The organism is Rhodococcus sp. BP-241, assembly GCF_019836145.1.
Classification (GTDB): domain Bacteria; phylum Actinomycetota; class Actinomycetes; order Mycobacteriales; family Mycobacteriaceae; genus Rhodococcoides.
The window spans coordinates 20,561-43,939 of record NZ_JABUEI010000018.1; the positions used below are offsets into that span (position 1 = coordinate 20,561).

Consider the following 23,379-nt stretch of genomic DNA (forward strand, 5'->3'; position numbering starts at 1 on the left):
CGGTATCGGCGTAGGGTCTCGAACCGATCGGTCTCCAGCCCATGTTCGTGGGACGGGGACTCGGCACGTCGAACGGGGAAGACGAGATGGCCGCGAGAATTGCTGCGACGGTACTGACGCTGGCCTTGGTGGCAGCGGGATGCAGCTCGGAGGAGGCGTCGCCGGAGCCACTTGCGGACAGCCCGCCGGCCGTCCCTGCCGCCCAGATCGACCGCGCGGACGTCGACGCGGCCGTCGGCGCTCTCGACGGGTACGTCGAGGCGATGATGGCGCGTACCGGGACGCCGGGAGTCGCGGCTGCCGTCGTGTACCAGGACGAGGTGCTGTACTCGCGCGGATTCGGTGTCCGGAAGGTCGGTACCGACGAGCCTGTCGACACCCACACCCGGTTTCAGCTCGCGTCGGTGTCCAAGCCGGTTGCGTCGAGTGTCATCGCTGCCTCGGTCGGAGACGGAGCGGTCGACTGGGCTGATCCTGTCCGACGGTACGAGCCGGAGTTCGCGGTGGCGGATCCGTACGTGAGCGAGCACGCGACGTTCGTCGATCTGCTCTCCCACCGATCGGGTCTGCCCGATCACGCCGGTGACGTGCTCGAGGACTTCGGCTACGACTATGACGACATCATGGGCCGCCTCGACCAGCTTCCGCTGGCGTCGTTCCGAGACAGCTACGCGTACACGAACTTCGGGTTCACCGCCGCCGGCAACGCCGCGGCGAAGGCGCAGGGCACCGACTGGCCCGAACTGTCTCGTCGTCGCATCTACGAGCCCCTCGGCATGGCCGACACCTCGTCACGATTCGAGGACTGGGCGAACTCGCCCAACCATGCGGTGAACCACGTGCTCGCCGACGGTTCGACCACCGAGTGGGAAGCGAAGTATGTCCGCGAGCCCGACAACCAGTCTCCTGCCGGCGGAGCGAGTTCGTCCGTCGACGACATGACGAAGTGGATCCGCATGGAACTCGGCGGGGGAGAGTTCGAGGGGCGTCGCATCGTCGACGCGGACGCACTGCAGTACACGCACACCTCGCACTCCCTGTCGGGCGCGTCCGGGACGGAGGGCGCACGAGACTCGTTCTACGGGTTGGGGTTCAACGTGGGCACGGACGACAAGGGGCGTGTCGAGCTGTCGCATTCCGGAGCGTTCGCCCTCGGGGCGAGCACCACCGTGTTCATGTTGCCGAGTGAACAGCTGGGCATCGTCGTCCTGTCCAACTCGGCACCGGTCGGGGGCTCGGAAACTGTTGCCGCGCAGTTCATGGACCAGGTGAGGAACGGTCGGCAGACCGTCGACTGGGCACCGTTGATCGCCGGGATCTTCGACGGGATCGCAGAGGAGGAGGCGTCGCCGATCGACTACGCGACACCGCCGGCCTCGGTGACCCCTGCTCGTCCCGCGACCGAGTACGTCGGAACGTTCGACAGCCCGTTCCACGGTCCGGCTCGGGTCTCGGCGGACGGTGATCGGCTCACACTGACCGTCGGAAAAGACGGCCGGCTGACGTACCCCCTGACCCACTACGACGGTGACACCTACTGGTTCGAGACGTCCGGCGAGAACGCGGTCGGACCGACAGGAGTCACGTTCGAGATCGTGAACGGTGCTCCCGCCTCGTTCACGGTCGAATACCTCGACAAGCAGGGACTCGGAAGGTTCACACGCTCATGACTGTTCGCACTGTCGCCCGTTCCGTCGGTATCGCGACGGCCTCTGCCCTGCTCTTCGTCGCGGGCTGCTCGTCCAGCAGCGGTGAGAGGGCGGCACCGGCCACGTCGTCAGCGACCGAATCGGCTCTCCTGCCACTCGATCCCGCAGCTCTCGATGCGATGGTCGAGGACGTCGCCACGATGTCGCGGGAGATCGGCATGGTCGTGCTGATCACCACGCCGAACGGTGAGTACGTCAAGACCTGGGGTTCGGTGGCGGCCGATCGGTCGGAGGCCCCGACTCTCGACACGAAGGTGCGGATCGGCTCGAACACGAAGACATGGACGGGCACGGTCATCCTGCAGATGGTGCAGGAGGGTTTGCTGTCGGTCGACGATCCGGTGAGCACGTTCCGGCCGGATGTGCCGAACGGTGATGCCATCACGATCGGGCAGTTGCTCGACATGCGCAGTGGGCTCTACAGCTACACCCAGACCGTGGAGCTCAACGAGGCACTCGACACCGACCCCGGCCGGGTGTGGACCGCCGAGGAACTCGTCGCACTGGGGGTGAGCAACCCGCCGAACTTCCCACCGGGAGAGGGCTACAGCTACTCCAACACCAATACGGTGCTGCTCGGACTGATCGCCGAGAAGCTCGACGGCAAGCCCATCGATCGGATCTTCCAGGACAGGCTCTTCGGTCCGCTGGCGCTGGCGGGGACGTCGTATCCCGCCACCACCGACACGAGCATTCCGGCGCCGTTCACCCGCGGGTACAGCTACAGCGGCAACGTCGAGACGCTCGGGGAGGGCAAGGAAGCGCTGTCTCCGGAGCGGATCGCTGCGATCGACGCCGGCTCGGTCCAGCCGAGGGACACGACGAACGACAACCCGTCGTGGACGAGCTCGGCCGGTCAGGGCATCTCGACGGCGAACGATCTGGCCACGTGGGTCCGGGCGCTGGTCAGGGGCGACCTGCTCGACGCGGACACCCAGACGTTGCGGATGGACAGTGTGCAGCCGACCGATCCCGACAACCCGTCCTCTGCCGGGTACGGCTACGGGCTCGCGCAGATGGGACCGATGTTCGGACACATCGGCGAAATGCCCGGGTACAACTCCTTCATGGGGTACGACCCGGTCAATGACCTGACCATGGTGGTCTGGGCGAACATGGCGCCCGGGACGGACGGGAGTGCACCGGCGGCGGCGTTGGCCGGGTCGCTGGCGAAAGCCCTGTACCCGCAGCAGTCCGGGCCGTCTTCCGGCGCCGAGGACACAGCCGACGACATCGACGAGGTGGCGGAGGACACCGGCAAGTAGGCTCGTTACCGGGGGAGAAATCCAGAGGTGGAACCGGTGGCTCAGGGCGACCTCACCACGACGTCGTACGTCGTGCTCGGCATGTTGGTGTCGCGGGATCTCACCGCATACGACATCTCGGAACTGTTCAGTCGTGGTGTGGGCGAACTGTGGCCTCGGGCGGGACGTCAGCACTACAACGCGCCGAAGAAGTTGCTCGAGCGCCGCCTCGTGTCAGCGAGGGCCGATGCCGTGGGCGCGCGTCCCCGCACCGTCTACTCGATCACCGACGAGGGGCGCGCAGCCCTGACGGCGTGGTTGGCGGAGAAGTCTCGCCCGTCCGCTCTGGAGTTCGAGGGCATGATGCGGGTGCTGTTCGCCGAGCAGGGATCCATCGAGGACCTGCGCGGCAACCTACGGACGATGCGGGAGCAGGCCGACGCCACCCGCCGACTCTTCGGGCGGCACGCCGTCACGCTGCGAGACACCACCGTCGCGACGTTTCCGGAACGTCAGCACCTGATGGCACTCGCCAATCGCTTCATGGTCGGACATTTCTCGCACATCGTCGAGTGGAGCGACTGGGCGCTGGCCGAGATCGAGGACTGGCCGGACACCACGACTCCGGCCACCTCGCACCGGGATCGGACCGAGACGATGCTCGACACCTCGGCGCGACTGGGCGCACCGGAGGTGTCCCACGAGCCGTGACCGGACAGTCGGTTCACGGAGCGGGTTGGCACCTCGGGCACCAGTAGATCTGCCGCTCTTCGAGCGGGTTGTCGCCGAGCAGCCCCTCGCGGATGCGCGTTCCGCATCGGCGGCACGGCTTGTTTTCCCGGCCGTAGACCCAGAAGTGCCGGCCCGCACGGAGATCACCGGTGAAGGTGCGCGCGTTGCGGTTCTTGTTGGCCGTGATGGTGCGGTGGGACAGGTCGATCATCTTGGCCAGATTCCCCGCCTCGGCGACGGGAGTGTGGGGATCGACGCCGCGCAGGAACAGGATCTCGTTGCGATAGACGTTCCCGAGACCGGCGATGACGCGCTGGTCGAGCAGGGCGAGGCCGATGGGTCGGTCGGGTTCCGCTTCCAGATTGGCGAGGGCCACTACCGGATCCCACAGGGGCCCGAGCAGATCCGGACCGAGGTATCCCACGGCCTCCTCGACGGTATCGAGTATCTCGACGACACCGAGTTCGAATCCGACCGCCACCCGGTCAGTCGTCCCGAGCACGATGCGCGCTTGGTAGGCGGGCCGTCGCCACGGTGTGTCCGGCTGGTAGACGTGCCACGCACCTTCCATCTTTAGATGGGAGTGAATGACTTTGCCGCCGACTTCGATGACGAGATGCTTTCCCGCCGACAGAACAGATTCCACTGTCTCGCCGGTGAAGTCGACCGTGGCGTAGCGCGGCACGCGCACATCACACGTGGTGAGGACCTTGCCGTCGAGTGCGTCGCGCAGACTGTTGGCCGTGCGCCAGACGGTGTCGCCTTCGGGCATGGATCAGGCCCTGATCCGCAGGCCACGCGGCGTCGCCGAGAAGCCCGCCTCGGTGAGGATCGTCGCGAAGACGGAGCCGTGGATGTCGCTCCCGTCGGTGCGTTCGATCACCAGCTTGTCCACCGAGCGGGTGGTGACCAGCGCGGCGAGCGCCGACGCCGCGGTGACAAGAACGTCGCGCTCCTCGGTGAAGGTGAGCACCGTCTTGCCGCCGCGCTCGACGTAGAGCACGAGTTCGCCGTCCACCATGACGACGAGAGCGCCGGCCTTGCGCCCGGGGCGGTGGCCCGACGCTGCATCCACGGGACTCTTCGGCCAGGGCAGCGCGGCGCCGTACGGATTAGCGGGGTCGGTGGCGGCGAGGGCCACGGCCCCGACGGGCCGTTCGGACTCGCTTCGCAGTCGGTCGACGACGTCCGAGGTGGAGAACTGGGCGCCGCCGAGCGAGTCGACGAAGTACCCGCGTCGCGCGCGGCCGCTGTCCTCGAAGCCGGTCAGGACTTTGTAGACCCCCCCGAAGCCGCCGGGGACGCCCTCGTTCATGACGGAACCGCGGGTCACAACGCCGTACCGCTCGAGCAGGATGTCCGAGGTGGCATGTGCCCGGATGGTGGGGTCGGACTCCGCCTCCGGGAGCAGTGCCCACCGGCCACCCGCGGAGGGCGGGCCCGTGCGAGTCGGGAGGGACGGTCGCGCGAAACGTTGGTAGGACCGTGCTCGCGGTGAGCGCCGCGCGGGGCGGTGGCTCGGCGCCGAACGGGTGGTGGCGTGCAGCAGCGCTCGCAGCGGGGCGAACGTGTCGTTGGTGAGGTGCCCGGTCCACACCAGATCCCACAGTGCCGCAACCAGAGTCGTGTCGTCGGCCGGGGCGCCGGACTCGGTCTGATGCAGTTGCCCGACAGTGTCGGACAGCTGCCGGAAGAAATACGCGCCGCCGCCCGAGAGCACCTGCAGCACGGTCTGCTGCAAATCCGTCAGTTCGTCGTCCTTGGCAGGCGGCAGCGTCACCGGGGCGGCGTCGGCGGGATGGAGGCAGATCCACCCGTCCTTCGAGGAGATCGCGCCGTGGCCGGACCACACCACTTCGCCGGTGGCGGTGAGCTCGTCGAGCATCGCGGGGGAGTAGTCCCGGACACGCTGGGGCAGGATCAGCGACTCCCAGGCCGAGGCAGGAGCCGGGACGCCGGCGAGCTGGTCGACGACCGTCGCCACACCGTCGAGCCCACGCAGGGTGCCACCGACGTGCTGCCAACGCGGAAGGAAGCGGCCGAGGACACCGGTGGACACGGGTTCGACGTCCTGGCGTGCGGCGGCGAGCGAACGCCGGCGGAGCCTGCGCAGCACCTCGGCGTCACACCACTCACTGCCGGAACCGCCGGGCCGGAATTCACCTTCCACCACCCGCTTCTGGGCGACGAGGCGCAGCAGCACGTCACGGGCGACCGCCGACCCGATGCCGAAGCGGCCGGCGACGTCCGCGACCGAGAACGGACCGTGGGTGCGCGCGTAGCGGCTCACGAGGTCCCCGAGCGGATCCTCGACCGGCTCGATGAACGCCGCCGGGGTGCCGATGGGCAACGGGACACCCAGCGCATCACGCAGCCTGCTGGCGTCCTCGATGGCGACCCACCACTGCGACCCGGCGAACGAGACCTCGAGGGCGCGGCGCGCCGCGGTGAGCTCGCCCGCCCACTGCGCTGCGGAGCCGGGCGACTCGATGCGTGCCTCGATCTCCGCCGTCGTGAGCGGGCCGAGCAGGCGCAGCAGATCGGCCACGCCCTCCGCGTCACGTGCCTTGCGGTCGTCGACGAGGCGCTGCAGTTCGAGCTCGGTGTCGGTGACGACGTCGCCGTCGAGCAGGTCGCGCAGTTCGACGCGTCCGAGCAGCTCCGCCAGCAGCGAGGCGTCGAGAGACAGTGCAGCGGCGCGACGTTCGGCCAGCGGAGAGTCGCCCTCGTACATGAACTGGCCGACGTAGCTGAAGAGCAACGAGGTGGCGAACGGTGACGGGGAGTCGGTCTCGACGTCGACGATGCGGATCTGGCGGCGTGCGATCCGCACGCACAGGTCCTCGAGTGCGGGCAGGTCGTACACGTCCTGCAGGCACTCGCGCACCGTCTCGAGCAGGATGGGGAACGTGGGGTACTTCTTGGCCACGTCGAGAAGCTGCGCGGCGCGTTGACGCTGCTGCCAGAGCGGCGCTCGCTTGCCCGGATTGCGGCGGGGCAGAAGCAGTGCGCGCGCGGCACATTCACGGAACCGCGACGCGAACAGGGCGGAGCCACCGACCTGCTCGGTGACGATGTCGGTGATCTCGTCCTTCTCGAAGACGAACAGGTCCGGGCCCGGCGGCTCGTCGTCGGTGTCCGGGAGGCGCACGATGATGCCGTCGTCCGATGCCGTGGGCTGCGAGTCGATGCCGTACCGCTCGATGAGGCGCGCGCCGATGGCCAGGGCCCACGGTGCGTGCACCTGCTGGCCGTACGGGGAGTGCAGCACCAGACGCCAGTCGCCCAGCTCGTCGCGGAACCGCTCGACCACCAACGTGCGATCGGTGGGCATGTGGCCCGTCGCCGTGCGCTGCTCGGTGAGCAGCGCGGACAGGTTGTTCACCGCGTTGACGTCGAGCCCGCTCTCCTGCAGCCGGCCGCGCAGCGCGTCGTCGTCCGACGACTCGCGCAGGAACGCGCCCAGTGCCTCGCCCAGTTCGGCCGGGCGACCGAGTCCGTCGCCGTGCCAGAACGGCAGTCGGCCGGGCTGCCCGTAGGCCGGGCTGACGAGAACCCGATCGTGGGTGATCTCCTCGATGCGCCAACTGGTGGCACCGAGGGCGAAGACGTCTCCGACGCGCGACTCGTAGACCATCTCCTCGTCCAGTTCGCCGACGCGGCTGGCCTTCTCGCCGACCATGAAGACGCCGAACAGTCCGCGGTCGGGGATGGCGCCGCCCGAGGTGACCGCCAGGCGCTGGGCGCCGGGGCGACCGGTGAGCGACCCGCCGTCACGGTCCCACACCAATCGTGGTCGTAGCTCGGCGAACTCGTCCGACGGGTACTTTCCCGACAGCAGGTCCAGTGTGGACTCGTAGGCGGACCGGGGCAGCGACCCGAAATTGCCGGTGCGCCTGACCATGTCGAACCACTCGTCGGCGTCGATCGGTTCGAGGGCGCACGCGGCGACCGTGTGCTGGGCGAGGATGTCCAGGGGATTGGCCGGCACCTTCAGCGCCTCGATGTGCCCTTCGGTCATCCGCTGCACGGTCACGGCGCAGTGGATCAGGTCGGTGCGGTGCTTCGGGAACAGCACGCCGCGGGAGATCTCGCCGACCTGGTGGCCGGCGCGACCGACACGCTGCAGACCGCTGGCCACGGACGGCGGCGCCTCGACCTGCACCACCAGATCGACTGCGCCCATGTCGATACCGAGTTCGAGGCTGCTGGTGGCGACGACGCACTTCAGTCGGCCGGACTTCAGGTCGTCCTCGATGAGCGCGCGCTGATCCTTGCTCACGCTGCCGTGGTGTGCGCGGGCCAGCAGCGGCTCGGCGCCGTGGACGACGTCCCCGGACGCGCCGATCTGGGACGGCGGCGCGTGATCGACGGGGGCACCGTCACCGAGGCGTTCGGCGTAGATCTCGTTGAGGCGCGCGGTGAGTCGCTCCGAGAGCCGTCGAGAATTGGCGAAGACGATGGACGACCGGTGCTCCAGGACGAGGTCGACGATCTGCGCCTCGACATGCGGCCAGATGGACCCCTGCTGCGGAGCGGCGGAGGCCGACCCCTCCTGCGGCTCGGTGGTGCCGAGTTCCGTCATGTCCTCCACCGGAACGCGCACCGAGAGGTCGAACGTCTTCGGCGACGGCGGGCACACGATGCTGATGGGTGCGGACCCGGTGAGGAAGCGTCCCACCTCCTCGTGTGGACGGACGGTGGCGGAGAGCCCGATGCGCTGAGCGGGCTTGTCCAACCTCGCGTCGAGACGCTCCAGCGACAGCGCCAGGTGCGCGCCGCGCTTGGTGCCGGCGACGGCATGCACCTCGTCGACGATGACGGTGTCGACGCGTTCGAGGGATTCGCGTGCCGCGGACGTCAGCATCAGGAACAACGATTCCGGTGTCGTGATGAGGATGTCCGGCGGGGTCTTGAGCATCAGCCGACGGTCGGCGGGGCTGGTGTCGCCGGACCGCACGCCCACCGAGATCTCCGGCGGCGCGACCCCCTGCAACTTGGCCGTCTGGGTGATGCCGACCAACGGTGCGCGGAGGTTGCGCTCGACGTCCACCGCGAGCGCCTTGAGCGGAGAGACGTACAACACGCGGGTGCCGGGTGCCGTGTCCTCGGGATCACGGCTGACCAGCTTGTCCAGCGCCCACAGGAACGCGGACAGGGTCTTGCCGGAGCCGGTCGGGGCGACGACGAGGGTGTGCGCGCCGCTGGAGATGGAGTCCCACGCGCCGAGCTGAGCGGCGGTGGGCGCGGGGAAGGCGCCGTCGAACCACGCCCGCGTCGGAGCCGTGAATCGCGCGAGCACGTCCTCCGGTGCCGGAGTGGGAGGGTTCTTCACCTCTCCATAGTGCACGGACCCCCTGACACGGTCGCCGGATGCGCGTCCCCACCCCCCGCGAGTACGTCGATAATGTCGCTGAGAAGGCCGGGATCACAGCACTCTGGACGTACTCGCGAGGTGTGGCGGCGCGACGATCAGTCGTGCAGGCGTTCCTCGCCGCGATTGCGGAAGAACTTGAAACCCGGGATGCCGATGACGGCCTTGCGCACGTCCTTGGTCACCTCGAGCAGTTCGTGGATCTCGGGGGAGACCGTGTCGAGCGTCGCGAGGATCGGCATGATGCCCTCCATCCGCTGCACCAGCTCCGGCAGCTGGTCCACGAGCTTCACCGCCGCCTCCACCTCGGCCTCGGAGAAGTTGTCCACGAAGGTGCGGCCCAGCGGGATCGCGCGCGCGGTGATGGGTTCGAGCTCGGAGATCATCGCCAGCGCCTTGGACGAGGCGGACTCCGCTCCGACGATGACGCCCTGCGCGTCCTCGGTGGTGGCCGAGACCTTGTCGATGACCGTCTGGGCCTGGTCGGTGATGCGCTCGATCGCGGCGATGACCTCGTCGACACGAACGAACAGGTCGTCGATCCGCCGGGGCAGCTGAGCGACGAACGCGACGGTGTCGAGCGACCAGAGAACGGTCCCGCGGGCGAGTCCGAGCATGTTGCCGAGTGACGGTACGGGCAGCCGGACGGTACGCACCGACAGATCGTTGTCGGGTGCTCGGTGTCGATCCACGTCGGCCATGAGCACAGTCTGCACGGTGACGCCCCTCACGCGGCGGTATGCGAGCGCACCGCACCCGTAATGTCGAGAACATGACTGCTTTCGTGACCGGGGCCAGCGGCTACATCGGTTCTCGCCTCGTCGACGCGCTCGTGTCGGCCGACGAGAGCGTCGTCGTGGGCTCGCGCACGCCGGAGAGGCTGACCGCCTTCGACTGGCACGACGACGTGCGGGCGGTGCGACTCGACGTGACCGACGCCGACTCGTGCGCCGCGGCGCTGTCCGCGCAGGACATCGACGTCGCGTACTACCTGGTGCACGCCATCGGGGAATCCGGCTACCGGGCCACCGACCTCGCGTCCGCCCGGCACTTCGCCGAGGCGGCACGCGCCGCGGGTGTCCGCCGCATCGTCTACCTCGGTGGCTTCGTCCCCGAGGGCGAGAAGCTGTCCGAGCACCTCGCGAGCCGCGCCGAGGTGGGCGAGGCGCTCACCATCGACGGCATCGAGGTGGTGTGGCTGCGCGCCGCCATCGTCATCGGCGCCGGATCGACGTCCTTCGAGATGATCCGGTACCTCGCGGACCGGCTGCCTGTGCTGCCGCTCCCGAGCTGGTTGAGCAAGCCGGTGCAGCCGATCGCCGTCGACGACGTCGTGCACTATCTCCTCGCGTGCGCGTCACCCGACGTGCCCGCCGACGCGTACGACATCGCGGGCCCCGAGATCCTTCCGTACAAGGACCTCGTCTTCGCCTACGTCCGCGCCGCCGAGCTGCATCGTCTGGGTGTGCCCACCCCGGGCATCCCGACCAAGCTCGCGGCTCTCGTGATCGGCCGACTGATCCCGGTTCCGGGACTGCTCGCCGACGACCTGGTGCAGTCTCTCGTGAACTCGATGACCGCCTCGGAGAACCGCATCTCGGAGTTCGTCCCCGAGCCCGAGGGCGGTCTCACCGACGTCGACGACGCCATGCGCCGAAGCCTGCTCGGCGCGAGCGCCACCCGCGGCCTGGCCACGACGCCCGACTCGCTGCGCCTGGTGTCCTCGGACGCGGAGTGGACCGGCGGCGACGTCCGCAGCATTCGCCGCCGCGGCGCCGAACTGCTGAGCGAGGACGGGTGGAAGCTCGCCGAGGCACTCGGCATCGGCGCGGTGCTCTACTCGTGGCCCGTCGCTCCGGTCGTCCGGACCAATCTGGACGTGGTTGCCGCGGTCTCGTCCCGGGTACGGTCTCTTCTGAAGTTCTAGTCGGTCTCTCGTTCACAGACCGCAAGTTCCGACACGACCGACAGGTTCGACGAGCCGGAGGAGTACTTCATGGTGTCCTGGCAGATGAGGGCCGAATCCATCGTGCGCAACGCGCTGGTGGACAAGGTCGACCGCGACCATCACGAGACCGATCGCGCCTTCCTACGGCGGCGCATCATCGTGGCGGTCGTGCTCGTCGTGGGCGCGACGCTGCTGGGAGTGTCGCTGTCGACCGAGCCCGGCGACCCCATGTTCTACACGCTGACCATCGCTCTGGCCCTGGTGTGGATCGTCGGTGGGTTCCTGTCCGGGCCACTGCACCTCGGTCGCATCAACTTCCGCGGGACCCTGCGGCGGCCGATCATCACGCCGATCGCGATCGGTCTGGCCGCGGGTGGCGTGTTCATCCTCGGCGCACTGGTCGTGCGGGAGATCCCGCCGCTGCGGGACTTCACGGCCAACGTCCTCGATCACGCCCGCGTCGGACCGCTCGCGCTCATCGTCTTCATCACGCTGTTCAACGGGGTCGCCGAGGAGATCTTCTTCCGCGGCGCTCTGTTCTCGGCCATCGGCGTGAAGCGGCCGGTCGTCATCTCGACGATCGTCTACACCATCGCCACTCTGGCCACGGGCAACCCGATGCTCGGCTTCGCCGCCATCACCCTCGGTTTCGTGCTGGGACTCGAACGCCGGGCGTCCGGCGGCATTCTCGCGCCGATCCTGACGCACGTCGCGTGGTCGACGGTCATGGTCTTCGCCATGCCACCACTGTTCGCCTGACGCTGCCCGATCGGGACGTGGCATCGTAGCGCCCATGACCGGTGCACGAGGCAAGTCCGTCCGCTCGGACGATCTGGACGCCACCGATCGCGTGCTGGTGGAGGAACTGATCACCGACGGCCGCGCGACTCTCGCTCACCTCGCGGAGCGGGCGGGCCTCTCGGTCTCGGCCGTGCAGTCACGAGTGCGCAGGCTCGAGTCGTCCGGGGTGATCCTCGGATACACCGCGCGCGTCGATCGGGAGGCCATCGGCCAGCCACTGTCGGCGTTCGTGGCCATCACCCCCTTGGATCCGACGGCGCCCGACGACGCGCCCGCGCGTCTGCGGCCGCTGCCCGAGGTGCAGGCGTGCCATTCCGTGGCGGGGGAGGACAGCTATGTGCTGCTGGTCCGCGTCGCGTCACCGCGGGATCTCGAGCGACTCCTGCAGCAGATCCGGACCACTGCCAACGTGCAGACCCGCAGCACCATCATTCTGCAGACCTTCTACGACTCCTGATCGCGCTGCAGCATTCTCCAGACGCGGTCCGCCGACATCGGCAGTGCGTGCGGCCGCACGCCGACGGCGTCCGTGACGGCATTGGCCAACGCCGGTGCGACGGGGTTGTACGGAGACTCGCTCATCGACTTGGCACCCAGCGGCCCGAGCGCGTCGTAGGTGTCCGCGAACAACACTCGGGTCGTCGGAACGTCGGCGAGTTGCGGGATGTGGTAGTTCCGTAGCGACGCTGTGGTCACGTGCCCCGTCTCGTCGAGCCGCATCTCCTCGTACAGCGCCGCGCCCAGCGCTTGCGCCACACCACCTTCCACCTGCCCACGGCACTGCACCGGATTCATCACCGTGCCGGCGTCGACGGCCTGCACGGAGTCCAGGATCGCGACGCGGCCGCTCCCGGGGTCGACCGCGACCCGAAACCCGTGGACGTTGAACACCACCGAGCGAGGCGATCCGCCGTGGTACCCGTCCGCCGCCAACGGTCCGTCGTGGGCCGCGACGATCTCGTCGAGGGAGCACAGTGCGCCGTCCACCGTGACGCCCTCCGGACCGAGCACGCCCTGCGTCGGCAGCGATCCGGTCAGGCTCGATGCGGCACCGATGATGCGCTCGCGCAACGACTCCGCGGCGAGTGCGACAGCCTTGCCGGCGACCACCGTGCCCGCCGACCCGAAGGCGCCCGTGTCGTGGGAGGTGACGTCGGTGTCGGACTGTGCGATCTCGATGCGGTCGACGGTCGTGTTCAGGATCGACGCCGCGATCTGACCGTGCACCGTCGTGGTGCCGTTACCGAACTCGGCGGTGCCGACGCGCACCAGGTAGCGCGCTCCGGGCAGAGCGGTGATCGACGCGTCGGAGACGTGGCCGCGCGGCGGCACGGTGGCATTCATGCCGATGGCCACGCCGACGCCCACCTGCCATCCGTCGGGCGCCGGCGATCCGGGCTCGGCGAGTGCCTCGTCCACGAGATCGAGGCACTGGTCGAGTCCGTAACTGCCGAACAGGAGGTCGCCGTCGAGGACGTGCGCGGCGACGAACGGATCACCTGGCACGACGACGTTGCGACGCCGGAACTCGATTGGATCGATGTGCAATCGGCGCGCCAACTCGTCGAGCGCCGACTCGACGGCGAAACCGGTTTGCCCGACACCGTATCCGCGGAACGCGCCGGACGGAATCGTGTTCGTGTACACCGCTCTCGCCTCGACGCGCTTGGCCGCGCAGCGGTAGAGGGCGATCGAGTCGGTGGAATGGTGCAGCACACCGGGACTGTGGTTGCCATAGGCGCCTGCATCGCTCAGCACGTCGAGGGTCAGCGCGGTGAGCGTGCCGTCGGCCGTGGCGGCTGCGGTGACCGACACCTCCATGGGATGCCGACAGGGCGCGACGGTGAACTGGTCGGCACGGGAGAACTCGAGCTGTACCGGTCGACGCACCGTCAGAGCGGCGAGCGTCACGAGATCCTCGGTGAGCATCTCCTGTTTGGCGCCGAACCCGCCACCGACCCGCGTCGTGAACACCCGCACGGTGTCCGGATCGAGGTCGAAGATGTGACACAGCTCGTCCCGTACGAGGAACGGGACCTGCGAGCTCGTGCGGACGGTCAGGCGCCCGTCCTCGGCGAACCAGGCGATCGCACCGTGCGTCTCGAGGTGAGTGTGCTGCACGCGGGCGGTGCGCCACGTTCCGGTCACCACGGCGTCCGCGGCCGCCAGGCCCGCCTGGACGTCGCCGGTCGTACCGCTCACCTCGGCCACGACATTGCGCTCGACGTCCGCGATCCTGGCCTCGGGACCCTTGCCGGCGTGGACGATCGGGGCTCCCGGTGCGAGCGCGTCCGCGGGATGCAGCACGGCGGGCAGCACCTCGTACTCGACGAGGAGGCGCCGTCTGCCCTCCTCCGCGGCGGCCACCGATTCGGCGATCACGGCCGCCACCCGCTGCCCGACGTAGCGGAGCTCGCGATCCAGAACGAGTGTGTCGTCGGGATCGTCGTCCCGTGACTCGTGGCGTGCGGTGGAGAAGGCGACGGGCGGCGCGTCCTCGTGGGTGAGCACCGCGACCACGCCCTCGACGGCCAGCGCGGCCGACGTGTCGATCGAGACGATGCGCGCACGGGCGTGGGGGCTCCCCAGCACCGACAGATGCAGTAGACCCGGCATCGCGACGTCGAGCGTGTAGGGCTCCGTTCCCGTGACGACGCGAGCGCTGGCCGGCGCGGCGACGGAGCGTCCGCACGCCGGTCCCTCGGTGGACTTCTCGATGGTGCGCACACCCGTGACCGCGTCGGTGATCGCCCGATACCCGGTGCAGCGACACAGGTTTCCCTTGAGCGAGGTGTCCAGATCCTCGGTCTGCTCGTCGGTGAGGGCGGCGGCGGTGACGATCATGCCGGCCGTGCAGAAGCCGCACTGGAATCCGGCGGCGTCGACGAATTGCTGCTGCATCGGATGCAGGTCGTCCGGCGTGCCCAGCCCGGCCACCGTGGTGACCTCCCGACCTTCGGCGCGGTAGGCCGGAACGATGCACGACTGGACGGCGGCACCGTCCAGCAGCACCGAGCACGCGCCGCAGTCGCCCGCGTCGCACCCCTTTTTCACCTCGAACCGTCCGATGTCGCGCAGGGCCGTGCGCAGGCACTGGCCCGGTCGCGGCGACATCTCCACGGTCTCCCCGTTGACTCCCACTCTCATGACAGCTCCTCGCAGATCTGCTGTGCCAGCACGTTGCTCACGTGGCGTCGCCAGTCCGGCGCTCCGTGCACGTCGTCGTACCACTGGTCGGCGGGTATCGCGGCGTCGAGCAGCGCGGCCGCCTCCTCGGCGTGCGGCACTGCCTCGAGTGGCAGCTGGTGCGGGCGGCGCGTCGACGCGGTGACGGTGAGGACGCACGATCCGTCGGCGTCCCGGCGACCGATCACGACGGCGCCGGAGCGCCCGCGAGGTGCCAAGGACATTCTGCGGCAGGCGAATCGGGAGCGCAGAACGGCGTCGTCGATCTCGATGCTGCGTATCACCTCGCCCGGTGCGAGCGACGTGCGTCGGGGTCCGGTGACCAGCGTGGCGACGGGTACGCGCCGCTCGTGACCGTCGGGGGTCCAGATCACCGCGACGCCGTCGAGCGCCGAACACAGTGAGGTCATGGATCCCGCGGGAAGTCCGAGGGCGATGTTCCCACCGACCGTGGCGAACTGCTGCACCTTGAACGACGCGAGCAACGCGTCGGAGCAGAGGGCCACCAGCGACTCGAGGTCCGGCCACCGCGGCGGCCACGACATCCGACGCAGCGTGTCCACGGTGCACGTCGCGGCGATCTCGAGCCCCTCACCGACGACGACGGGTTCCCAGCCGAGGTCCGTCAGATCGACCAGTCGGTGCACCCCCACCTGCGGTTCCGAGAAGACCCACGTCCCACCTGCCACCACGGCGGTGCCGCCGTCGATGACCGAGAGATCGCCCCGCGTACGAGCCCGGACGACCTCGCGCACGGTGTTCAGGTCCACGGAATCACCGCCCGGCCTTCGTGAGCAGCGCCGTGTGCGCCGCCGCCACGTCCCGGGCCACCGTCTCCTCGTCGACGGTCATGACCACCCCGTTCTCGACCACCACCCGCCCGTGCACGAGGAGCCGTTCGAGGGGCGGCCGGTCGCCCAGTACCAACGCGGCGACGGGGTCGGTGATGCCGGCGTGGGCGGCGCCGTCGATGCGCCACAGCGCCAGATCGGCGAGCTTCCCCACCTCCAGCGAGCCGATCTCGTTCTCGCGCCCGAGGACTCGGGCACCGCCGAGTGTCGCGAGGTCGAGGCTCTCGCGCACGGTCATGGCGCGGGGTCCGCCGCGCGCCCGTGCGAACAGTGCCGCGTGGTGCGCCTCCTCGAGCATGCTGCAGGACTCGTTGCTGGCGGCACCGTCGACGCCGAGCCCCAGGGGAACCCGCGCGTCGATCAGATCGCGCGCTCGGGCGATACCGGCGCCCAGCCGCGCGTTGGACGTGGGGCAGTGGGCCGCCCCGGTTCCGGTGGCCGCCATGGTCGCGATCGCGGCGTCATCGAGATGCACGGCGTGCGCGTACCAGACGTCGTCGCCGACCCAGCCGACCGATTCCATGTACTGCACGGGCGTCATGCCGAAGTTGCTGCGGCAGAACTCCTCCTCGTCCAGGGTCTCGGCGAGGTGTGTGTGCAACCGGACGCCCAGCTCGCGCGCCAGCATCGCCGATTCGCGGAGGAGGTCGCCGGTGACGGAGAACGGCGAGCACGGTGCGAGAGCGATGCGCAGCATCGATCCGAAGGACGGATCGTGCCAGCGGTCGACCGCGGCGCTGCTCGCGGCCAGGATCGCATCGAGCGACTCCACGACGCTGTCCGGCGGCAGACCACCCTGACTGTGTCCCAGGTCCATCGATCCGCGCGTCGGGTGGAACCGCAGACCGACCGTCCTCGCGGCGTCGATCTCTGCGCCCAACACGTCTCCGCCGTCGTGGGGGAAGACGTAGAGGTGGTCGGTGGTGGTGGTGCATCCGGTCGCGGCCAATCGGGCGAGCCCACCCGTCGCCGCGACGCGGACCGAGTCGGCGTCGATGCCGGCCCACACGGGATACAACGTCGTCAACCACTCGAAGAGCGTCGAGTCCGCGGCCAGACCGCGGGTGATCCACTGATAGAGATGGTGGTGCGTGTTCACGAGGCCGGGAGTCAGGACGCAACCGCGGCCGTCGATGACGGTGACCTCCGGACCGTCGGGACGCGGCGGCGGTGTCCCGTCGCCGAGCGCCGCGATGAGCCCGTCCTCGATCAGGACCCAGCCCGCCGCCCACTCGGAGCGGGCGGGATCCACGGTGATCACGTGGGCGCCCGTGATGAGAATGCGGTCCGGCACGTCGTACTCCTGTCCTCGCTGTGTCACCGAGTCAACACCGTGTCGGCCACCCGCGCAGGGCGCGCGCCGACGAAACGTGGCCGAAACGAGCGCCGCCTACTGTCGGATCCTCCAACGACGATGCGGGCGGGTGAACGGGTGTGCTGATCCAGGACGTGCTCGACGTGCCGGAACTCGCGCTGCGACGGCTCGTCGGTACCGACGACCAACTCGCTCGGACCGTGCGGTGGGCCTTCGCGACCGACCTGCCGGACCCGTCGCGCTACATCGTGGGCGGCGAGCTGGTCGTCACCGGCATGGTGTGGCGCCGCGCGCCGGAGGACAGCGATGCCTTCGTGGGGTCGGTCGTCGCGGCGGGCGCGGTGGCGCTCGCGGCGGGCGACGAAGTGTTCGGTTCCGTCCCCGACGACGTGGTGCATGCGTGCGAGAAGTACTCGCTACCGCTGCTCGCGGTGCCGTCGGCGGTCGCGTTCGCGGACGTCATCGATGCCGTCACCAGCCGGGTGACCGGCGATCGGGTGGCGCGGCTCTCCGCCAGTCTGGCCCGCCAGCACCGATTGCTCACCGCGGTCACCGACGGACGCGCGCTCGCGGACCTCACGCACGAGACGGCGCGGGACACGGGCGTGACCTGCCGGATCATCACCGCGGTGGGCCGGCCCGCGGTGTCCGCCGAGCCGTTGGCCACGGAGGTGGTGGATGCTCTCGTACGGGCTGCGGCGCAGGGTGTTCCGTGCCGCGTGGTCACCGAGAACACGGTGCGGTCCGTGCTGCCCGTCGGATCGAGTTTCGGTCACCGTGCGACTGCGTGGTACCTCGTCGTGGACGGTGACCACGAGTGCCTGGACGGGCAGGTTCTCGATGCGCTCGGTCAGCTGGCGAGCATCGCGGCCCTCGATCGCGTGCGCGTGGACGACGGCGCGCGGGTGCTGCGCACCATGGCCGACCGCGCGGCCGAACTCCTCGTCGACGGATCCGGAGAGCAGGCGCTGGAACGCATTCGACAGATCGGCGTCGACGTGACAGGAGACGTCGTCGCGCTGGCCGCCACCGCGGATATGCCTGTCGAGGTCCTGGCCGCGGTGCTCACCGACGCGGTGCGGGAATCGGTCGACGGTGCGGTGAGTGTGGGAGTCACCGGCGGGGACCTCGTGATCGGCGTCGTCGGGCTACCTTTCGGTCGGACGTCCACCCGCATGGCCGCCGATCTCGCCCTTGCGCTGCGTCGACTCGAGGACACCGTGACCGGACGGATCGCCGTGGGCGTGGGTACGGCTACAGAAGCCGCGGCCCTCGTCGGATGTGTGCGGACGGCACAGCATGCGCGTGAGGTGGCGGCGGCATCGGCTGACCGGATCGCCGTGCGGACCAGCGCGGACACCGGGTCGGCCGCCGTCCTGCTCTCGGTGGTGCCGGACGGACTGCGCGCTGCCTATGCCCGGCGGGTGCTCGGCGCGGTGCTCGAGCACGACAGCCGCACCGACGCGGGACTGCTGGACACGCTGCGGGCGTACCTGCACCACGACGGTTCGTGGAGTCGCACGGCGGACGCCCTCCACGTGCACGTCAACACGGTGCGGTACCGCATCGGACGGGTGGAGGCGCTGACGGACCGAGACCTGGGGACGACGGAGGACCGCACCGACGTCTTCGTCGCGTTGGCCGTGCTCGGGCCTCAGCCGACGACGCTGTAACCCCGCCAGGCGGATCCCGCGTCGGGGGCGTCCTCGCGTTCGACGGTCGCCTGGATGAGCCCGTAGGGACGGTCGTCGGCGTGGAAGACCTCGCCGTTGTTCTCGACACCGAAACGGTCGAGGTCGTACAGGAAGTGATGCTTGTTCGGTGCGCTCATCCGGATCTCCGCGATGAACGGGAATGCCTCCAGCGCAGCGCGTCCCATCGCGAAGAGTGTCTGTTGCAACGCGAGCGACTGGAGTGTGGCGAACTGCTCGATCATCACTGCCTTGACGCCGGCGTACACCTCGTCCCAGTCGACGTCGGTGGTGGTGTAGCGCCACCGGGCCTCGAGCGAGGTGGCCATGACGCGGTCATGAGTCGGGGCGAGCACGGTGTAGGAGTCCTCGAGGAAGCCGGCGAACTCGGAGCCCGTCGACTTCAGGATGATCAGATCCTTGAAACCCGCGGTGACCCAGGTCTTCTGCTCCGCTCCGGAGCCGCCCACGGTGACCGAGGCGACCCGCGTCTCCTGGCCCTTGCGCACCCACGTGTGATCGTGGGGGCGGCCGTCCACGGTGACACGCTCCCACGCGTACTCCTCGAGTTCGACCCGCGCCTCCGTCACCGGCTCGACGTCGTCGACGAAATGCCGTGCCAGATCCAGGCCGTACGACTCGAGATGCAGCAGGCCCTTCTCCTTCGCGTAGGCGTACGCGGTCTGCTTCTGGGTGTCCGTCGGCAGGACCGCGCCTTGGTCACCGACGAGATGGGCGGCGGAGAAGTCGCCCCGCAATGCCGACGACACGGAGATGTCCCGGATCTCGTGGCGGGCGGTGTCGCGGTAGATGCGCACCACTCGGTTCTCGGCCTTGCCGTACTGGTTGGCTCCCAGGACGATGTTCCCGGTCAGATCGGTCATGGGGTCAGCTTCCTCGATAGGTGGAGTACGCGAACGGGGACAGCAGCAGCGGAACATGGTGGTGCGCATCGACATCGAGGACGGTGAAGGTGATGGACACCTCGGGGTAGAAGGTCTGCGTCCCGGACTGCTCGAAGTACGCGGCGGTGTCGAACACGAGTGTGTAGACACCGGCCACCGCGTCGTCCGGGAGCAGTTCCTTGGCGCGTCCCTCCTCGTCGGTGATGCCGGTGGTGACCACGTCGCCGTGCTCGTCGACCACCGCGAGACCCACCCCCGTCGCCGGTGTCCCGTGCACCGCGTCGAGGACGTGGGTGCTGACGCTCACAGTTCGGTCCGCTCGGTCAGCATGCGGGTCAACCTGATTCGATTGATCTTCGCCAGTTCGGTTCTCATCACGCGCCTCTCCGTCTCCGGATCGTTGTCGAGCCTCTCGGTGAGGATAGCGAGAAGCTCCGTCGCAGGGCGGCCCGTCGCACACACCAGGTAGACGTGGCCGAACTTCTCCTCGTAGGTCCGATTCCCCGCCGCGAGCGCGTCCTTGACGCCCTGGTCCGCCTCGCTCACGGCCGCTTGCTCGCGCTGCGACGACGAGCCGGCGGTCACCGAGGCGCCGATACGTGGATGACCGTCGAGTGCGCGGTCGATCTCCGTCTCGGACAGTTCCTCCAACTCGCTGTCGGCGCGTTCCAGGAGGGCCTCGGCGCTGTCGAAGGGGCGACCGACGGCCACCCGGCGCGCCCAGATGGACGACGAGCAGCACTCGAACAAGGCGTGCATCGCGGCGCGATCGGACAGCCGATTGAATCCGTCGAGCCCGAGTGCTTCGTGCAGGAACACGAGCGTTCCCTTCTGTGGTGGGGATCAGGACAGGTCGTTCAGTCTGCCGAAACGCGCCGCGGCGATGGGATTCGCATCGGCGACCAGGTCGTCGAACCGGTGGTTCGCAATCTTCGCGACCTCGATCATGGCGAACGACCGCTCCGCACCCGGTGAGTTCTCCATCCGCGACCACCCGTTGGCGAGCACCCGGTCGTAGTGCTCGGTCTCGGCCGCGCAGATGACGAGGGGGAAGCCGAAGTGATCCCGGTAGGCGGTGGCCAGGTCGACCACCGAGCGGTGCTCCTCGTCGCCGAGGTGCGCGAGCGAGACGTGGTCCTTGGCGAACGCGGTGCCGGCGTCGTCCTCGCTGCCCAGATCGGGGAAGGCGCTGATCAGCTCGACCTGCTCCTCCGTGGTGCCTGCGAGCAGGGAATCCTGGAACGCCTCCCGCAGTGCATGAGCATCCGCGTAGGGCCGCTGCTCGTACGCGCGACGCACCACCCAGTCGGATCCCTGCACGACGTCGCCGAAGGTCTTCGAGAACTCGTCGAGGCTCATCTCGTTGACGGCGTCGAGGGTGATCGAGTCGCCGGGGGAACCTGCCACCGTCGCCCCGCGCGAGCCGCCCACGTGGAAGAACAGGATGTTGAGCACGATCGCGGTGAACGCACCCAGCACGATGCCGCTCGAGAACAGCAGCTCGAGCCAGCTCGGGACTCCCTCCGAGACTGTCGGCTGGATCGTGACCAGCAGGGCGAGACCGAGACTGGTCGCGACAATGATGAGGTTGCGGTGATCGGTGAAGTCGACCTTCGACAGCGTCTGGATACCCACGACCGCCACGGTGGCGAAGAGCGCCAACGCGGCGCCGCCCAGGACGGGTGACGGAATGGACGCGACCACCGCCGCCGTCTTCGGCAGCAGGCCCAGGACGATCATGATGGCACCGGCCGCGGCGACCACCCAGCGGCTGCGCACGCGCGTCAGGCGCACCAGGCCCACGTTCTCCGAGAACGCCGTATACGGGAACGAGTTGAAGGAACCACCGATGACCGTGGCCACGCCGTCGGCGCGCAGGGTGGCGGCGATGTCGTCCTTCGTGATCCGCTTGCCGACGATCTCACCCGTCGCGAAGACGCTGCCCGTCGACTCGACCGCCGTGATCATGAGCACCACGATCATCGAGATGATGGCGATGACGCTGAACTTGGGCGCGCCGAACAGGAACGGCTGCGTGAACCCGACCCACGACGCCTCGGACACACCGTCGAACGTCATGTCGCCCAACACGTACGCGGTGGCGCTGCCGATGACGAGTCCCAGCAGCACGGCGATGGTGGCGGTGAAGCCGCGGAAGAACCGCTGGATCAGCACGATGATCACCAGCGTGCCGATCGCGTAGGCCATCCACCGACCGTTGGTCGGATCCTGTTCGTGCGTCGCAGGATTGGTGACGGCATCGTTCACGGCCACCGGCAGCAGCGCGATACCGATGATGGCGATGACCGTGCCGGTCACCACCGGCGGGAAGAACCTCAGCAGCCTGCTGAACCACGGAGCGATGAGGAACGTGAACAGGCCCGCCACGATGACGGCGCCGTAGACGTACAGCAGCCCCTCGGTTCCGCCGCCGTTCGCCATCGCGATCGCGATGACCGGGCTGACACCGGCGAAGGTGACGCCCTGCAGGAGCGGCAGCTTCACACCGATCTTCCGGAAGCCGACCGCCTGGATGATCGAGGCGATGCCACACGTGAAGAGGTCGGCGTTGATCAGGTGGATCAACTGCTCGTTGGTGAGGCCGATGGCCCCACCGATGATGATCGGGACCAGCACCGCCCCGGCGTAGAAGGCGACGACGTGCTGGAACCCGTAGGCCGCCAGCTTGTGGGCGGGGAGAACCTCGTCGACGGGGTGACGCCGCGTGACGGCGGAGCGAACAGTCATGAGTGGACCTGGTTCCAGGCGAGGGCCGAAAAGGCCTGAGGCGGTGCCCTGCGACGGTGCAGGGCGGCGAGTGACCGGAGTGTGGTGCGATCAGACTCCGCCATGCGGGGCCACCCCGCCAGTCGAGACCGCACAAAGTCGGGGCACCGGTCCGCGCTGGTCGTTGGGTGATCCGCCAACAGGTGGTGAAGAGTGAGGGGCGATGAGCAACCACTATCACCACCTGGTGTTCGGACCCTCGGCGCTGGCGCGGCAGCGCGCGAAGGGCAGCTACACGGCCTACGGTGCGCAGACGGAACGCGGCGACGACGGACCCGACGCACTCGACGGCCGCGAGAAGGTGATCATCCGCGCCGCGGACCAGTTCTACCTGTCGACGGTCACCGAGACCGGATGGCCCTACGTCCAGTACCGCAGCGGGCCGGCCGGGTTCCTGCAGGTGCTCGACGACCACACACTCGCGTTCGCCGACTTCGCCGGGAACAACCAGTACGTGACGGCCGGTAATCTCGACGCGAACGACCGCGTGGCGCTGATCGTCGTGGACTATCCGCGGCGCCAGCGCGTGAAGATCTACGGCCGCGCGACGGTGGTCGAGGGGAGCGCGGACCCGGCCTTGATGGAGCAACTCCGGCAGGTACCCGGCGGCACCGTCGAGTCGCGGTGCGAGCGCAGCGTCGTGATCTCCGTCGAGGCGATCGACTGGAACTGCACCCGCAGCATCATCCCGCGCTACGACCAGGACTACGTGAGCCGGATGGGGGCGCTCTACGAGCGTGACGCTGCGGCGCGGGAGAAGGTGCTGCTCGACCGCATCGCCGAGCTCGAGGCGCGGCTGGAGTAGGGAGCGGGGGGGTGCGCGGGGTGTTCCACTC

Annotated in this window: 18 protein-coding genes; 8 read left to right on the forward strand and 10 right to left on the reverse strand. The window is 68.9% G+C overall.

All coding sequences use genetic code 11. From position 1 onward, the window contains the following. Positions 1-86: 86 nt before the first annotated feature. From HQ308_RS21915 to HQ308_RS21925, 3 genes are read left to right on the forward strand one after another with little or no spacing between them, the layout of a single operon-like run. On the forward strand, positions 87-1,670 hold the full coding sequence (locus HQ308_RS21915; RefSeq protein ID WP_222647915.1) for a serine hydrolase: 1,584 nt from the start codon (positions 87-89) through the stop codon (positions 1,668-1,670). Further along, entirely contained in the window at positions 1,667-2,974 is a 1,308-nt protein-coding gene (locus HQ308_RS21920; protein ID WP_222647916.1) for a serine hydrolase, read from the forward strand. Before HQ308_RS21915 ends, HQ308_RS21920 begins: the two co-directional genes overlap by 4 nt. Before the next feature lie 36 nt (positions 2,975-3,010). Then, positions 3,011-3,664: a PadR family transcriptional regulator gene (locus HQ308_RS21925; protein WP_222647917.1), complete on the forward strand. Its 654-nt coding sequence runs from the start codon at positions 3,011-3,013 to the stop codon at positions 3,662-3,664. A gap of 13 nt (positions 3,665-3,677) precedes the next feature. On the opposite strand, the gene HQ308_RS21930 is transcribed toward HQ308_RS21925, so the two are convergent. The 3 genes from HQ308_RS21930 to HQ308_RS21940 all read right to left on the reverse strand — a co-directional run bounded on the left by HQ308_RS21930 (position 3,678) and on the right by HQ308_RS21940 (position 9,760). Then, positions 3,678-4,457, reverse strand: coding sequence for a DNA-formamidopyrimidine glycosylase family protein (locus HQ308_RS21930; RefSeq protein ID WP_222647918.1), 780 nt, complete (start codon positions 4,455-4,457; stop codon positions 3,678-3,680). A gap of 3 nt (positions 4,458-4,460) precedes the next feature. Next, positions 4,461-9,020, reverse strand: a complete 4,560-nt coding sequence (locus HQ308_RS21935) for an ATP-dependent helicase (RefSeq protein WP_222647919.1) — start codon at positions 9,018-9,020, stop codon at positions 4,461-4,463. A 137-nt stretch (positions 9,021-9,157) separates the two neighbouring features. Continuing rightward, positions 9,158-9,760, reverse strand: a complete 603-nt coding sequence (locus HQ308_RS21940) for a ribulose 1,5-bisphosphate carboxylase large subunit (protein WP_222647920.1) — start codon at positions 9,758-9,760, stop codon at positions 9,158-9,160. Between the two features lie 71 nt (positions 9,761-9,831). Here HQ308_RS21940 and HQ308_RS21945 point away from each other — a divergent pair, with 71 nt between their 5' ends. The 3 genes from HQ308_RS21945 (at position 9,832) to HQ308_RS21955 (ending at position 12,265) form a co-directional block, all read left to right on the forward strand. Then, positions 9,832-10,986, forward strand: coding sequence for an NAD(P)H-binding protein (locus tag HQ308_RS21945; protein WP_222647921.1), 1,155 nt, complete (start codon positions 9,832-9,834; stop codon positions 10,984-10,986). Positions 10,987-11,055: 69 nt separating this feature from the next. Then, positions 11,056-11,766, forward strand: a complete 711-nt coding sequence (locus tag HQ308_RS21950) for a CPBP family intramembrane glutamic endopeptidase (protein WP_056447710.1) — start codon at positions 11,056-11,058, stop codon at positions 11,764-11,766. Between the two features lie 34 nt (positions 11,767-11,800). Beyond that, positions 11,801-12,265 carry an Lrp/AsnC family transcriptional regulator gene (locus HQ308_RS21955; protein WP_027503691.1) on the forward strand — a complete coding sequence of 155 codons (465 nt, stop codon included), beginning with the start codon at positions 11,801-11,803 and terminating at the stop codon, positions 12,263-12,265. Here the strand turns inward: HQ308_RS21955 and HQ308_RS21960 are convergent. Genes HQ308_RS21960 through HQ308_RS21970 form a run of 3 tightly spaced genes read right to left on the reverse strand, consistent with a single transcriptional unit; the run spans position 12,253 to position 17,166 of the window. Further along, entirely contained in the window at positions 12,253-14,955 is a 2,703-nt protein-coding gene (locus tag HQ308_RS21960) for a molybdopterin-dependent oxidoreductase (protein ID WP_222647922.1), read from the reverse strand. The genes HQ308_RS21955 and HQ308_RS21960 overlap by 13 nt on opposite strands. Continuing rightward, positions 14,952-15,764, reverse strand: a complete 813-nt coding sequence (locus tag HQ308_RS21965) for an FAD binding domain-containing protein (RefSeq protein ID WP_222647923.1) — start codon at positions 15,762-15,764, stop codon at positions 14,952-14,954. Before HQ308_RS21965 ends, HQ308_RS21960 begins: the two co-directional genes overlap by 4 nt. 4 nt (positions 15,765-15,768) lie before the next feature. After that, on the reverse strand, positions 15,769-17,166 hold the full coding sequence (locus HQ308_RS21970; protein ID WP_308115858.1) for an 8-oxoguanine deaminase: 1,398 nt from the start codon (positions 17,164-17,166) through the stop codon (positions 15,769-15,771). 113 nt (positions 17,167-17,279) lie between these two features. On the opposite strand from HQ308_RS21970, the gene HQ308_RS21975 reads away from it, so the two are divergent. After that, positions 17,280-18,833 carry a PucR family transcriptional regulator gene (locus tag HQ308_RS21975; RefSeq protein ID WP_222647924.1) on the forward strand — a complete coding sequence of 518 codons (1,554 nt, stop codon included), beginning with the start codon at positions 17,280-17,282 and terminating at the stop codon, positions 18,831-18,833. Here HQ308_RS21975 and pucL read toward each other — a convergent pair. From pucL to HQ308_RS21995, 4 genes are read right to left on the reverse strand one after another with little or no spacing between them, the layout of a single operon-like run. Next, entirely contained in the window at positions 18,815-19,735 is a 921-nt protein-coding gene (gene pucL, locus HQ308_RS21980; RefSeq protein WP_222627166.1) for a factor-independent urate hydroxylase, read from the reverse strand. The two genes, HQ308_RS21975 and pucL, sit on opposite strands and share 19 nt — an antisense overlap. Positions 19,736-19,739: 4 nt before the next feature. Further along, entirely contained in the window at positions 19,740-20,063 is a 324-nt protein-coding gene (gene uraH, locus HQ308_RS21985) for a hydroxyisourate hydrolase (protein WP_027503685.1), read from the reverse strand. After that, positions 20,060-20,569 carry a 2-oxo-4-hydroxy-4-carboxy-5-ureidoimidazoline decarboxylase gene (uraD, locus tag HQ308_RS21990; protein WP_222638783.1) on the reverse strand — a complete coding sequence of 170 codons (510 nt, stop codon included), beginning with the start codon at positions 20,567-20,569 and terminating at the stop codon, positions 20,060-20,062. Before uraD ends, uraH begins: the two co-directional genes overlap by 4 nt. A gap of 30 nt (positions 20,570-20,599) precedes the next feature. Next, complete coding sequence (locus HQ308_RS21995; protein ID WP_222647925.1) at positions 20,600-22,504, reverse strand: solute carrier family 23 protein; 1,905 nt, start codon at positions 22,502-22,504, stop codon at positions 20,600-20,602. A gap of 202 nt (positions 22,505-22,706) precedes the next feature. Between HQ308_RS21995 and HQ308_RS22000 the strand changes: the two genes are divergently transcribed. Next, a complete protein-coding gene (locus tag HQ308_RS22000) occupies positions 22,707-23,348 on the forward strand; it encodes a pyridoxamine 5'-phosphate oxidase family protein (protein ID WP_222647926.1) in 642 nt (213 codons plus the stop codon). The last annotated feature ends 31 nt before the right edge of the window (positions 23,349-23,379 follow it).